Source organism: Brevundimonas diminuta ATCC 11568 (assembly GCF_000204035.1).
In the GTDB taxonomy this organism is placed as follows: domain Bacteria; phylum Pseudomonadota; class Alphaproteobacteria; order Caulobacterales; family Caulobacteraceae; genus Brevundimonas; species Brevundimonas diminuta.
The window spans coordinates 2,360,629-2,374,155 of record NZ_GL883086.1; the positions used below are offsets into that span (position 1 = coordinate 2,360,629).

General features: G+C 68.1%; 14 protein-coding genes. 9 read left to right on the top strand and 5 right to left on the bottom strand.

Annotated features, from left to right (window positions below; translation table 11 throughout):
- Positions 1-119: 119 nt before the first annotated feature.
- Positions 120-1,124 carry an EamA family transporter RarD gene (gene rarD / locus BDIM_RS15370; protein ID WP_003166495.1) on the bottom strand — a complete coding sequence of 335 codons (1,005 nt, stop codon included), beginning with the start codon at positions 1,122-1,124 and terminating at the stop codon, positions 120-122.
- A gap of 104 nt (positions 1,125-1,228) precedes the next feature.
- Positions 1,229-2,275 (bottom strand): aspartate-semialdehyde dehydrogenase, encoded by a 1,047-nt coding sequence (locus tag BDIM_RS15375; protein WP_003166496.1) that lies wholly within the window; start codon positions 2,273-2,275, stop codon positions 1,229-1,231.
- A 149-nt stretch (positions 2,276-2,424) separates the two neighbouring features.
- Between BDIM_RS15375 and zapE the strand changes: the two genes are divergently transcribed.
- Positions 2,425-3,588 (top strand): cell division protein ZapE, encoded by a 1,164-nt coding sequence (zapE, locus tag BDIM_RS15380; protein ID WP_003166497.1) that lies wholly within the window; start codon positions 2,425-2,427, stop codon positions 3,586-3,588.
- Positions 3,589-3,713: 125 nt separating this feature from the next.
- On the opposite strand, the gene mdh is transcribed toward zapE, so the two are convergent.
- Entirely contained in the window at positions 3,714-4,676 is a 963-nt protein-coding gene (mdh, locus tag BDIM_RS15385; RefSeq protein ID WP_003166498.1) for a malate dehydrogenase, read from the bottom strand.
- 127 nt (positions 4,677-4,803) lie between these two features.
- Here mdh and BDIM_RS15390 point away from each other — a divergent pair, with 127 nt between their 5' ends.
- The 8 genes from BDIM_RS15390 (at position 4,804) to BDIM_RS15425 (ending at position 10,805) form a co-directional block, all read left to right on the top strand.
- On the top strand, positions 4,804-5,565 hold the full coding sequence (locus tag BDIM_RS15390) for an EcsC family protein (RefSeq protein WP_244911895.1): 762 nt from the start codon (positions 4,804-4,806) through the stop codon (positions 5,563-5,565).
- Positions 5,562-5,975, top strand: coding sequence for an HIT domain-containing protein (locus tag BDIM_RS15395; protein ID WP_040346411.1), 414 nt, complete (start codon positions 5,562-5,564; stop codon positions 5,973-5,975). The genes BDIM_RS15390 and BDIM_RS15395 overlap by 4 nt, the downstream gene beginning before the upstream one ends.
- Before the next feature lie 130 nt (positions 5,976-6,105).
- Positions 6,106-6,567: a succinate dehydrogenase, cytochrome b556 subunit gene (gene sdhC / locus BDIM_RS15400; RefSeq protein WP_244911894.1), complete on the top strand. Its 462-nt coding sequence runs from the start codon at positions 6,106-6,108 to the stop codon at positions 6,565-6,567.
- The gene (locus BDIM_RS15405) at positions 6,564-6,959 is read left to right on the top strand and encodes a succinate dehydrogenase, hydrophobic membrane anchor protein (protein ID WP_003166500.1); all 396 of its coding nucleotides are present in this window, start codon (positions 6,564-6,566) and stop codon (positions 6,957-6,959) included. The genes sdhC and BDIM_RS15405 overlap by 4 nt, the downstream gene beginning before the upstream one ends.
- Positions 6,960-6,966: 7 nt before the next feature.
- Positions 6,967-8,751: a succinate dehydrogenase flavoprotein subunit gene (gene sdhA, locus BDIM_RS15410; protein ID WP_040346412.1), complete on the top strand. Its 1,785-nt coding sequence runs from the start codon at positions 6,967-6,969 to the stop codon at positions 8,749-8,751.
- Between the two features lie 12 nt (positions 8,752-8,763).
- Positions 8,764-9,561: a succinate dehydrogenase iron-sulfur subunit gene (locus BDIM_RS15415; protein ID WP_003166501.1), complete on the top strand. Its 798-nt coding sequence runs from the start codon at positions 8,764-8,766 to the stop codon at positions 9,559-9,561.
- A gap of 115 nt (positions 9,562-9,676) precedes the next feature.
- Complete coding sequence (locus BDIM_RS15420) at positions 9,677-9,997, top strand: 2Fe-2S iron-sulfur cluster-binding protein (protein WP_003166502.1); 321 nt, start codon at positions 9,677-9,679, stop codon at positions 9,995-9,997.
- 1 nt (position 9,998) lies between these two features.
- Positions 9,999-10,805: a hypothetical protein gene (locus BDIM_RS15425; protein WP_003166503.1), complete on the top strand. Its 807-nt coding sequence runs from the start codon at positions 9,999-10,001 to the stop codon at positions 10,803-10,805.
- Here the strand turns inward: BDIM_RS15425 and BDIM_RS15430 are convergent.
- Together BDIM_RS15430 and BDIM_RS15435 are read right to left on the bottom strand one after the other, a co-directional pair.
- Positions 10,777-11,631 carry an HAD family hydrolase gene (locus BDIM_RS15430; RefSeq protein WP_003166504.1) on the bottom strand — a complete coding sequence of 285 codons (855 nt, stop codon included), beginning with the start codon at positions 11,629-11,631 and terminating at the stop codon, positions 10,777-10,779. The genes BDIM_RS15425 and BDIM_RS15430 overlap by 29 nt on opposite strands.
- Positions 11,632-11,685: 54 nt before the next feature.
- Positions 11,686-13,527: sensor histidine kinase (locus BDIM_RS15435; RefSeq protein ID WP_050796808.1), on the bottom strand; the 1,842-nt coding region annotated here is incomplete at its 5' end.

Sequence of the window (13,527 nt, forward strand, 5' to 3'; positions counted from 1 at the left end):
CCGCGCCATGGGCGCAGGCCGTGGTCCCCCCGACGAGCAGAACGGTTGCGGCGGCGGCGGCGAGGAAGCGGGAACAGATCATCATCGCCTTCTTCTTTAGGACGGGACGGCGCCCGACCTCAACGCACAGGCGGCGGATTCTCGCCGAGGGCGTCCATGCGGTCCTCGGCCGGATCGTCCAGCAAGCCCGGTTCGGGCGCCACGATGGTCTCGGCGGTGTCCGACGCACGACGCACCTTGAGCACCGCGCCCAGGGCGAAGACGGCGGCTCCGACCCAGATGAAGGCGAAGGAGGCGATGCGCAGGCTGCCCAGGGCCTCGCCCTGCAAGGCGCCGATGACGAAGACGATGGTCGGCGCCAGGAACTGCAGAAAGCCCATGCTGGACAAGGGCATCCGCCGCGCCGCCCAGGCGAACAGGGCCAGCGGGATGACCGTCGCCGGTCCCGCGAACAGCAGCCAGGCGGTGGCGGCGGGGGAGGCGGTGAAATGGCCCTGACCCGTCGCCTCGATGAAGACGACCCAGGCCAGGCCGGGCAAGGCCAGCAGCAGGCATTCCATGAACAGGCCGGTCTGGGCGTCGACCGAGACCCGTTTGCGGATGATGCCGTAGCCGGCGAAGCTGAAGGCCAGCAGCAGCGACACCCAGGGCATATGGCCCAGGGCGACCGCCTGAAGCACCACGCCGATCGCCGCCAGGACGATGGCGATGACGCCGAAACGGTCGATCCGCTCACGGAACAACCAGGCCCCGGCGGCCATGTTCAGCAGCGGATTGAGATAATAGCCGAGCGAAGCGTCCAGCGTCCGGCCGTTGTTCACCGCCATGACGTAGGTGGTCCAGTTGGCGGCGATCAGCACCGCCGACAGGGCCAGCCAGCCCAGCACCCTGGGCTGGCGGAAGACGGCGACCACCTGGGCCCACTGGCGCGACAGCATGACCAGGATCAGGGCCCAGACCAGGCCCCAGACGGCGCGGTGGCCCATGATCTCCCAGGCGTTCGCGCCCTGATGCGCCATCTGCTGGAACACCAGGGGAATGAAGCCCCACAGCAGGTAGCAGAGCACCCCCGCCGCCAGGGCGGCGCGGGCTTCGGACGCGGCAGGAGCAGGGGAGGCGCTCACACTGGAACCTTTCGATCCCCGCCGCATCGCCGACGCGGCGGGATCATGGAGTGCTCAAACGGCCCTCAAGCAGCCCCGCACCGCGTGCGGGGCGTTAGGGTCTCTTAGACAGTCAAAGTGCGGTAGCCGCTCTTGGGCGAGATGACGCCGGTCTCGTCCAGCAGTTGGGCGATCTGCACGGCGTTCAGGGCCGCGCCCTTGCGCAGGTTGTCCGACACCACCCAGAACGACAGGCCGTTCTCGACGGTCGGATCCTTGCGGATGCGCGACACATAGACGGCGTGCTCGCCCGCGGCGTCGACCGGGGTGATGTAGCCGTCATGCTCCTGCTTATCGACGACCAGGATCCCCGGCGCCTCGCGCAGGATTTCGCGCGCCTCGTCCGGTTCGATCGGGCGGTCGAACTCGACCGTCACGGCCTCCGAATGGCCGACGAAGACCGGCACGCGGACGCAGGTGACGGTCAGCTTGATCGACGGGTCGAGCATCTTGTGCGTCTCGTCCCACATCTTGGCTTCCTCGTCGGTGTAGCCGTCGTCGCGGAACGAACCGATGTAGGGGATGACGTTGAAGGCGATCTGCTTGGGGAACTTCTTGGGCGTGGCGTCGCCCAGGCCGTAGATGGCCTTGGTCTGGTTCCACAGCTCGTCCATGCCTTCCTTCCCGGCGCCCGAGACGGACTGATAGGTCGAGACGACGACGCGCTTGATCTTGGCCGCGTCATGCAGCGGCTTCAGCGCCACCACCAGCTGGGCGGTCGAGCAGTTGGGGTTGGCGACGATGTTCTTCTTGGTCGCCAGCTTGGCGTCGTCCGGATTCACCTCCGGCACGATCAGCGGCACGTCCGGATCCTGGCGGAAGGCCGAGGAGTTATCGATGACGATGGGGCCGGCCTTGCCGATCTTCTCGGACCATTCGCGCGACACCCCGCCGCCGGCGCTCATCAGCACCAGGTCGACGCTCGAGAAGTCGAACTGCTCGATGTCCTCGCACTTGATCGTGCTGTCGCCGAAGGAGACCTCGACGCCTTTGGATTTTCGGGAGGCGATCGCGTGCATTTTCTCGACGGGGAAGCTCACTTCCTCGAGGATGGCCAGGATTTCCCGGCCGACATTGCCTGTGGCGCCTACGACGGCGACGCGATAGCCCATGATGAAATCATCCTTTGTTCGGGGGCGTTTGGGAGAAACGCTTCTGCATTTGGGTCTTTCGCAGTCGCGAAGCAACCAGAATCCTCCAATTCGTCGCCCGAATCCGCGACCGCCTTCCCCCGGCCCCATCTGAGGGCTATCTGCTGGCCATGACCTCCCGTATCCGCAACGCTTACGACATCCGCGTGGAAGAGGGCGTGATCACGCCCGAACCGGCCCAGGCCGCCCTGATCGGCGCGCTGGAGCGGCTGGAGACCGACTTGTCGAAGAAGGGGCTGTTCGGCGCCCTGCCCGAGGTCAGGGGCATCTACATCTGGGGCCCGCCGGGACGCGGCAAGTCCATGCTGATGGACCTGTTCTATTCCTCGACGCCCGAGCAGAAGAAGGTCCGCGCCCATTTCCACGCCTTCATGGCGCGCATCCACGACCTGGTGAAGCAGTGGCGCGACGGCTCGCCGCGCAGCCGCAAGGACGTGTTCGGCGCCAGCAAGGGCGACGACCCCATTCCGCCGATCGCGGCCCTGATCGCCTCGGAGGCGCGCCTGCTTTGCTTCGATGAGCTTCAGGTGACGGACATCGCCGACGCCATGATCCTGGGCCGGCTGTTCGAGGCCCTGTTCGAGAAGAAGGTGGTGCTGGCCGTCACCTCGAACCGCGCGCCCGAAGACCTCTACAAGAACGGCATCAACCGCCAGCTCTTCCTGCCCTTCATCGACATCATCCGCCAGCGCTGCGACGTGGTCGAAACGGCGGGCGCCCGCGACTTCCGCCTGGACCGCATGGCCGGGGCCAAGGTCTGGTTCTCGCCGCTGGACGCCGAGGCGCGGCAAGGCTTCGAGACCCTGTGGTCCGACCTCAAGGGCGGCGAGCCGGAGGAGCCCATCGCCCTGCCGGTGCTGGGCCGCGAGGTGAAGCTGGAGCGCACGGTCGGCGGCATGGCGCGCGCGACCTTCAACGAGCTGTGCGGGCGTCCGCTTGGGCCGCAGGACTATCTGGCCGTCGCCCGGCGCTTCCACACTCTGTTCCTGGCCGACGTGCCGCTTCTCAGTCCAGCGAACCATCATGAGGCGCGCCGCCTGGTGACGCTGGTCGACGCCCTCTACGAGGCCAAGACCCGTCTAGTCGTCCTGGCCGAGGCCGCGCCCGAGGCCCTCTACACCGAAGGCGTCGGCGCCTTCGAGTTCGAACGGACGGTCTCGCGCTTCAACGAGATGCAGAGCGAGGCCTGGTTGGAGCAGCGCGAGGAAGCCGAGGCGGCGTCAACTCCCTTCTGCTCATCCCCAACGCCCCAACACCGTCATCCTCGGGCTTGACCCGAGGATGACGGCGAGAGAACCACCCCACGAAAAAGGGGCCGCGCCTTCCGGCACGGCCCCTTTCCATATCAAACACCTAAGCGCTCAAGCAGCGAGGCGCCGCGCGGCTCGCGTTAGCGCCCTCAAGCCAAGGAAGGCTCGATATCCTTACAGGCCTGGATCAGGCCCTGGACCGAGGCGACCGACTTGGCGAACATCGCCTTTTCGTCGTCGTTGGTGGTGAACTCGATGACCTTTTCAACGCCGTTCGCGCCGATCAGGGCCGGGACGCCGACGTAGAGGTCCGACAGGCCGTATTCGCCCGACAGCCACACGGCGCACGGCAGGACGCGCTTCTGGTCCAGCAGGTAGGACTTGGCCATGGCGATGGCGCTCTCGGCCGGGGCGTAGAAGGCCGAGCCGGTCTTCAGCAGAGCGACGATCTCGCCGCCGCCCTTGCGGGTGCGCTCGACGATGGCGTCCAGGTCGGCTTGCGACAGGAAGCCTGCGGCGACCGCGTCCGGCAGCGGCAGGCCGCCGACCGTCGAGTGGCGCACCATCGGCACCATGTCGTCGCCGTGACCGCCCAGGGTCCAGGCGTGGATGTCCTGCACCGACACGCCGGTCTTTTCAGCCAGGAAGTAGGCGAAGCGGGCCGAGTCCAGCACGCCGGCCATGCCGATGACCTTCTCCTTGGGCAGGCCCGAGAACTTCTGCAGGGCCCAGACCATGGCGTCGAGCGGGTTGGTGATGCAGATGACGAAGGCGTTGGGGGCGTGCTGCTTGATGCCCTCGCCGACGGCCTTCATCACTTTCAGGTTGATGCCGATCAGGTCGTCGCGGCTCATGCCCGGCTTGCGCGGCACGCCGGCGGTGACGATGCAGACGTCGGCGCCCGCGATGTCGGCGTAGTCGTTGGCGCCCTTCAGGGCCACGTCCTGACCGAAGACGGCCGAGGCTTCGGCGATGTCCAGAGCCTTGCCCTGGGGGGTGCCTTCGGCGATGTCGAACAGGATGACGTCGCCCAGCGCTTCGCGCGCGGCCACGTGGGCCAGGGTTCCGCCGATCATTCCGGCGCCGATGAGGGCGATCTTCGCGCGAGCCATTCAGGTCTCTCCAGTCGATGTTGCGTGTGCGAAACGGTACTCGATGGGACGGCGGTCTAGACCTGTCGGCCGGTCGCGGCAAGCGTTCCGCGTTGCGCCTTTCGTCGGGGCCTGCGAGGCTGCGGCCATGGCCAAACCCACGGATGCTCCCCCGATGACGGACGCCGCCTATGAGGCGCGCGCCCTGGCCGAGGCCCTGGCCTGGCGCGACCGCCAGCTGAAACGGCCCGGCCTGTGGGACAAGACCACCCGCGCGACCCAGGACCACATCAACCGCGTCATCCCCGAGCGCGTGCACGAGATCGTGACCGGCGCCGTCCAGCAGATGACGCGCGGTCTGCTGGCCGGGTCGGAGTGGACCACCGCCCGCCCCCTGACCGAAGGCGCCCTGCAGGAGCGCGAGGCCAGGGTTCGCACGCGCGTCGAGCTGTATCGCACCACCGCCAGCGTCGAGGGCGGGGTGGCGGGAGCCGGGGGCTTCCTGATGGCGGCGGCGGACTTTCCGGCCCTGATGGCCATCAAGGTCAAGATGCTGTTCGAGATCGCCGCCCTGTACGGCTATTCCGGCCGCGACCTGAAGGAGCGGATGATCGTCCTGCGCATCTTCCAGCTGGCCTTCTCCAGCGCCCGGCATCGCCCCGAGGCCCTGGCCGCGCTGGAGGCCGCTATGCGCGCCCCGCACGATCCCGACGCCCTGAAGGCCTTCGACTGGCGCAAGTTCCAGCTGGAGTATCGCGACTACATCGACGTGGCCAAGCTGGCCCAGCTGCTGCCCCTGGTCGGCGCGCCGATCGGGGCCGTGGTCAACTGGCGCCTGACCCAGCGTCTGGCCGAGACGGCGATGAACGCCTATCGCCTGCGCCTTCTCGCCGATCAGGACGCCGCATGAGCTTCACCGCCGACCCCGCCTTCGAGGCCGCCTCCGTCTTCGCCGCCGACTGGCCCCTGTGTCAGGTGCGGCTTCAGGACGACGGCCGCTTTCCCTGGCTGATCCTGTTGCCGCGCGTCCCCGGCGCGGTCGAGCTGGAAGACCTGTCGTCCGAGCAGCGCGCCCTTCTGAGCGAAGAGATCGTCCGCGCCGGCGCCCTGGTGCGTGAACTGGGCGCCCTGCGCGATGCGCCCGTCGACAAGCTGAACGTCGCCGCCCTGGGCAATGTCACGGCCCAGCTTCACGTCCATGTCGTCGGCCGCCGCCGCGACGACCCCCTGTGGCCCGATCCGGTCTGGGGGCGCCCCGGGGCGGTTCCTTGCACAACCGAAACGCGCGATGCGGCCCTGACGCACGTCGCTTCCTTCTGATCCGGCGCTTGGGGGCCGACTTTCGTTCGGAATCGCCCCCCTTCGTTGACACCGGCCCGTCTGCGTCACTAAAGCCTGTTGCACTGCAATCCGGCCCTGAATTTCCTCGGGTTTTTTGAGAATCATTCGCATGTCGAACACTCCCCCGGCTGCGGGCGAAACTGGCGACCGGACGGGCCGCTACGTCCGTCACCCCAACGGGCACGTCGCACCGATGTCGCCCTTCACCGATATCTGGCGCTGGCACATGACCATGGTCGCGTCGATCCTGTTCCGCGTCACCATCGGCGCGGCCAGCGTGGGCGCCGTCCTGCTGCTGGGCTGGGTCGCCGCCGTGGCCTCCGGGCCGGACGCCTTCGCCTCGGTCGCCGCCTTCTCGGGCTCGCCGTTCGGCCTGTTCATCTGGTTCGGCCTGACGTGGGTGCTGTTCTCCTTCCTGCTGAACGGCGCGCGCCACCTGATCAACGACGCGGGCAAGGGGCTGGACCTGAAGTCCGCCAACCTGATGGCCCAGATCGCCGTCTGGGGTCCGATCGTCCTGGCCGTCCTGTTCTGGGTCGTGCTGTTCGCTGCTGGAAAGGTTTCGCTGTGAGCGCCGCGCCCAAGTTCAAGAACAATGTGAAAATCTCCGAGCGCCACGGCGCCGGGGAATGGAAGCTCGAAAAGCTGGCTCTGCTGGCCCTTATGCCGCTGGGCCTGTGGGCTCTGTCGACCGGCTTCACCCTGGCCGGCGCCGACTACGGCGCAGTCGTCGCCTGGTTCGGCAGCACGCTGAACGCCGGCCTGCTGGCCGTGACGGCGGTGGTCTTCTGCCTGTTCGCCAGCCTGGCCTGGAAGGTGATCCTAGAGGACTACGTCCCCGGCTCCTCCCGCCCGGCCCTGATCCTGGTCTCCAACCTGATCTTCCTCGTGCTGGCCGCCGCCAGCGTCTTCTTCATCGTGCGTCTGGCGCTGGGCTCGGCCCCGCTGCCGGCCGGAGTCTGATCCCGCCATGGCTGCATACGAGCTTATCGATCACGAATACGACGTCGTCGTCGTCGGCGCGGGCGGTTCCGGCCTGCGCGCCGCCCTCGGCGCCGCCCAGCAGGGCCTGAAGGTCGCCTGCGTCACCAAGGTTTTCCCCACACGTAGCCACACCGTGGCGGCCCAGGGCGGCATCTCCGCCTCGCTCGGCAACATGGGCGAGGATTCCTGGCAGTGGCACATGTACGACACCGTCAAGGGGTCGGACTGGCTGGGCGACCAGGACGCCATCGAATACCTGGTCCGCAACGCGCCCCAGGCCGTCTATGAGCTGGAACACTGGGGCGTGCCTTTCAGCCGCACGGACGAAGGCAAGATCTATCAGCGCGCCTTCGGCGGCATGACCCGCAACTTCGGCGAAGGCCCGGTGCAGCGCACCTGCGCCGCCGCCGACCGCACCGGCCACGCCATCCTGCACACCCTCTACGGCCAGTCGGTCCGTCGCGAGGTGAAGTTCTTCATCGAATACTTCGCCCTGGACCTGATCATGCAGGACGGCGCCTGCACCGGCGTCACCGCGCTTCAGCTCGACACCGGCCAGTTGCACCAGTTCCGCGCCAAGATGGTGGTGCTGGCGACCGGCGGCTATGGCCGCGCCTATTTCTCGGCCACCTCGGCCCACACCTGCACAGGCGACGGCAACGCCATGGTGCTGCGCGCCGGCCTGCCGCTGCAGGACATGGAGTTCGTGCAGTTCCACCCGACCGGCATCTACGGCGCCGGCTGCCTGATCACCGAGGGCGCGCGCGGCGAGGGCGGCTATCTGACCAACTCGGAAGGCGAGCGCTTCATGGAGCGCTATGCGCCGACCGTGAAGGATCTGGCTCCGCGCGACATGGTCAGCCGCTCCATGACCATCGAAATCCGCGAAGGTCGCGGCGTGGGCCCGAACAAGGACCACATCTTCCTGCACCTGGATCACCTGGATCCCAAGATCCTGCACGCGCGCCTGCCGGGCATCTCGGAAAGCGCCAAGATCTTCGCCGGCGTCGACGTGACCAAGGAGCCGATCCCGGTCCTGCCGACCGTCCACTACAACATGGGCGGCATCCCGACGAACTATCACGGCGAAGTCCTGACCCTGCGCGACGGCAACCCCGACAGCGTGGTTCCGGGCCTGATGGCCGTGGGCGAAGCCGCCTGCGTCTCGGTGCACGGCGCCAACCGTCTGGGCTCCAACTCCCTGACCGACCTGGTGGTGTTCGGCCGCGCCGTCGGCCTGCGCTGCGGCGAAGTCGTCGACAAGGCCTCGGCCGTGCCGTCGGCCTCCAAGGCCCAGACGGACGAGCACCTGGCGCGCCTGGACCGCTTCCGCAACGCCTCGGGCTCGACCCCTACGGCGCACCTGCGTCTGGAGATGCAGCGCGCCATGCAGGCCGACGCCGCCGTCTTCCGCACCGGCAAGACCCTGGACGAAGGCGTCCAGAAGCTGCGCTCGATCGACGCCGCCGGCTCGGACATCAAGACCACGGACCGCGGCCTGATCTGGAACACGGACCTGGTGGAGACGCTGGAGTACGACAACCTGATCGCCCAGGCCCTGGTCACCATCGAAGGCGCGGCCAACCGCACGGAATCGCGCGGCGCCCACGCCCGCGAGGACTATCCGGACCGCGACGACGTCAACTGGATGAAGCACACCCTGGCGTGGAAGCGTCCGGGCGAAGGCGTCCAGATCGACTACCGTCCGGTGCACAAATACACGATGACCGACGAGGTCTCGTACATCGAGCCCAAGGCTCGGGTTTACTAAGGGGGATCGCAGATGGTTCAGCTCAACCTCCCGCGCGGCTCCAAGCCCACGACCGGCAAGGTCCACAAGGCTCCGGCCGGCGCCAAGAACGTCAAGACCTACAAGGTCTATCGCTACGACCCGGAAACGGACGCTGATCCGCGCTGGGACTCGTACGAGGTCTCGACCGACGATCACGGCCCCATGCTTCTGGACGCCCTGATCCACATCAAAAACGAGATCGACCCGACGCTGTCGTTCCGTCGCTCGTGCCGCGAAGGCATCTGCGGCTCGTGCTCGATGAACATCGACGGCCGCAACACCCTGGCCTGCACCAAGGGCTGGGACGAGTGCTCGTCGCACAACATCACCATCGCCCCCCTGCCGCACCAGCCGGTGGTCAAGGATCTGGTGACGGACCTGTCGCTGTTCTACGCCCAGTACGACTCGATCCAGCCCTACCTCCAATCCGACCTGCCGGACCCGGAAAAGGAGCGCCTGCAGTCGCCCGCCGACCGCGAGAAGCTGGACGGCCTGTACGAGTGCATCCTGTGCGCCTGCTGCTCGACCTCGTGCCCGAGCTACTGGTGGAACCAGGAAGAATACCTCGGCCCGGCGGCCCTGCTGCAATCCTACCGCTGGATATCGGACAGCCGCGACGACGCCACCCAGAAGCGTCTCGACGACCTGGAAGACCCGTTCAAGCTGTATCGCTGCCACACGATCATGAACTGCGCCCAGGTCTGCCCCAAGGGGCTGAACCCGGCCAAGGCGATCGCCGAGACCAAGAAGCTGATGGTTTCGCCGTCCCGCAAGAAGACGGCCGCCTGATCCAGCCGGTCCGAACGAAAAGAAAAGCCCCCGGCGCCGCCTGGTTCCGGGGGTTTTCCTTGGCCGGCGCGTAGCAAGGCTTGCCAACCCCGCATCCAGAGTTAAGACCGCTTCCATGCCCAAGATCACCTACATCGAGCACGACGGAACCGAGCACACGGTCGAGGTCAAGAAAGGCCTGTCCGTGATGGAGGGCGCGATCCGCAACAATGTGCCGGGCATCGACGCCGATTGCGGCGGCGCCTGCGCATGCGCCACCTGCCATGTCTATGTCGACGAGAATTTCGCCGCCGAGACGGGCCGCCCCTCGGCCATGGAAGAGTCCATGCTGGACTTCGCCGAGAACGTCGAGCCGAACAGCCGCCTGTCCTGCCAGATCCGCGTCACCGATGATCTGGACGGCCTGATCGTGCGCCTGCCGGAAAGCCAGCACTGAGATGATCGACGCCCGGCTGCTGGACGCGGTCGGGTCTCTGGCCGCCCTCCATGCCCGGCCGCACCACATTCCTCTGATCGGGATCGCCGGAGCGCAAGGCTCCGGCAAGACCACCCTGGCCCGCGCGGCGGCCGAACGGCTGGGAGCCGCGTATCTGTCGCTGGACGACGTCTATCTGACCAGGGCCGAGCGCCAGGCCCTGGCCCGCGAGGTCCATCCCCTGTTCGCCGTGCGCGGCCCGCCGGGGACGCATGATCTTGCGTTGCTGGAAGGCGTCCTAGCCGCCCTGCGCGCCGCCGAGGCCGACAGCCGCACGCCGCTGCCCGCCTTCGACAAGCTGGCCGATGATCGCGCGCCCAGAACGGACTGGCCTGTGTTTGCGGGCCGCCCGTCGGCGGTGCTGGTCGACGGCTGGTGCCTGGGCGCGACGCCGCAGGCCGAGGCTGACCTCGCCGCGCCCGTCAACGCCCTGGAGGCCGAACGGGACGGGCAAGGGATCTGGCGACGCGCCGCCAACGCCGCCCTGGCCGCCCCCTATGCTGAAACCTTCGCCCGCTTCGACGCGGTGCTGTTCCTCAAGGCCCCGTCCTTCGACGCCGTGCTGGACTGGCGCTGTGAACAGGAGGCGGGGCTGATGGGCCTGCCGCCCGCCGACTTGCCGTCCGCGCGGCGCGCCGAACTGGCCGTCTTCATCCAGCATTTCGAGCGGATCACCCGCCATATGCTGGCGGGCGGGGTTCGCGCCGACCTCGTGTTTCAGCTGGACGCCGACCGGCGCCTCAGTCCGCCGGCATCCGGCCGTAGTTGACGGCGATGCGGCCGATCAGGCCCTTGACGATCAGATCGACCGGCGAGCCTTCGCGATAGTCGCCCGCCGCGACGAAGTTGACCCGGTCCTCCGAGATCAGGCGATGAATCTTGTCGTGGTCGCGCGGGGTGCTGTCAGGGTCGTAGACGGCGATGGAGAAGCCGCCCTTGGTGTGCATCATCTTCATGGTCGGCACATCAGTGTCGCCGTCGCCCAGGAAGATCATCCGGTCGAAGGGGATGGGGCGCTCCTCGTCCGGGATGAAGCGGTTGATGCGTTCATCCTCCCAGTGGTTGTGCACCCCCTTGTTGATGCGGAAGAGATACTGGGTCTTGGTCGTGTAGTTGACCCCCACGGCGGGCCAGACCGCCACATCGTCCTCGTCATAGGCGTATTTCGAGGCGAAGACGTGGGTGAAGGCCTCGGCGATGGGGCAACCCTCGATCATCTCGGTCAGGCCCGCCGAGATGATGTAGTGCTCGATCTCCAGCCCGAACTGGGCGCCGAAGGCGTTCATCCGGTCGAACCAGGAGCGGTCGCGCAGGCCCTCGAACAGGGCCACGTCGCGGCCGTGGTCGCGCAGCGTCTGCCGCGTCACCGGGGCGCCCTGTTCGCGCGCGGCCAGCAGCATCATCTGCATGTACATCAAGATGCCGTCGCCGTCCGAAGCGATGGTCCGTGGACGGACGGTCTCATTCCAGAACTGGGCCGGCGTCATCCCGATCGAGGGGATGAAGCTGACCTCCTGCATGTTTCCCCGGGCCAGGGTGCCGTCGAAATCATAGATGACGGCGGTCTTGAGCAGGGGGCGGGTCGTGTCGGCCATGAGGACGTCCTGGAAGGCTTGGACACGCCCTCTAGCACGACTGGGCGGGTCAGATCAGCCCAGCAGCAATTCCGGCGCGGCGGTCGGCGCCGTCGCCTCGACCGGCAGGTGCAGGATGAAGGCCGCGCCCTTGCCCGGTTCCGACTGAACCTCGGCCCAGCCGCCGTGCAGCTCGACCAGGGCTTTGACAAGCGCCAGGGCCACGCCCGGCCCGCCGCGCTCGCGCCGCACGAAGCGATCGAAGACGTGGGCCTGCAGATGGTAGGGGATGCCCCGGCCGGTGTCCTCGACGCGGATACGGACCTCGCCCGGTCCGGCCTCGGCGGTCAGGCTGACCGCGCCGCCTTCGGACACCGCGCGGCAGGCGTTCTCCAGCAGGTGATCGACCGCCTGGGCGATGCGGCGGGCGTCGGCGCGGATCGGCTTCAGCCCCGTCGGACAGGCCAGATGCAGCGTCGCCCCACGGCCCTCGACCTTGGCCCTGATCTTTTCCGCCGCCTCGTCCAGCAGGTCGCAGACCCGCACGTCGCCCAGGGTCAGCTCCATCTCGCCGGCGTCGATCTGGGCCATGTCCAGCACGTCGTCGATGGAGCGGGCCAGATGGCTGGCCGCCACGCGGATGGCGCCGGCGTGCTGGCGGCTGCGCTCGGGCAGGTCGCCCATGGCCTCCAGCAGTTCGGAATAGCCGACGATGGTCGTCAGGGGCGTGCGCAGTTCATAGGAGACGCTGCCGACGAACTCGCGCTTCAGGGCCTGACTCTCGGCCAGGGCGGCCTCCTTGGCGGCCAGGGCCTGTTCCAGCTCGCGCCGGGCCGTCACGTCGAAGAAGGCGACCAGGGTGGCGCCGTCGGGCAGGGGGCGCGTCTGCCAGGCGGCGATGCGGCCGTCCTCGGTGCGGCCCTCGCCGGAGATGGCCACGCGGCTTTCCGGGTCGGGGTCGGCCACCCGCGCCTTCAGCCCCAGCCACAGGGCGGCGTCGGGCAGGACCGGGCGGCACAGGGCGGCCACGGCGTCGAAGTCGCCCGCCTCCATCAGCCGCTCGCCGGGGACGCCCCAGAAAGTCTCGAAGGCTTCGTTGTGCAGCCGCAGCCGTCCGTCCGAGCCGAACACGGCCACGGCGTCGTTCAGCTTGTCCAGCGTCGCGCGCTGGACCTGAATCTGGGCGTTGTAGCGGCTGCGCAATTGCAGCTCGCCGGTGATGTCCGAGAAGATCAGCAGAATGCCGCCCAACGGGTGCGGCTGGCGCACCACCCGCAGCGTCCGCCCGTCAGGCAGGGACCAGCTGTCGTCCGGCGAGGCCTGGGCGGCGCCGTAGAAGTCCAGCTCCTCGGCCTTCCACGCCGCATAGTCGACGACTTCGGGCAGCAGGCGCTTCTGACGCAGGCGATCCAGCAGTTCGGCGTGGGTCGGGCGCTCGTCCAGCCAGGCCGGATCGACCCCGAACAACGACTGGAAGGCGGTGTTGTGGAAAGCCAGCCGCTTGGACGGGCCGAAGATGGCGACGGCGTCGGCCAGATGGTTCAGCGTCTCGTCATGGGCCTCAACGTGGCGGCGCAGGGTGTCGCGCGTCTCTTCGGCCTCGGTCATCTCGATGGCGAAGGCGATGACGGCGCCCCGCCCGCCGGCCAGCGGCTCGGCCAGGATCTTCCACGCCCGGCGCCGCCCGCCCGCCGTGGTCCAGCGGAAGCCTTCCTGACGCGCGTTCAGGCGCAGGGCCTCGGCCACCACGGCGTCAGCGCCCCGGTCGAAGCTCAAGGTCCGGCTGCGCGCCTCGTCCAGCGTCTCGGCGCCCGTCTCCAGCAGCCAGGCGCTGTTGGCCCAGATCAGATGGCCCGCCCCGTCGACCACCCAGGTCGGTGCGGGGGATTGCTCGGCCAGGGCGCCCGGCCCGGCTTC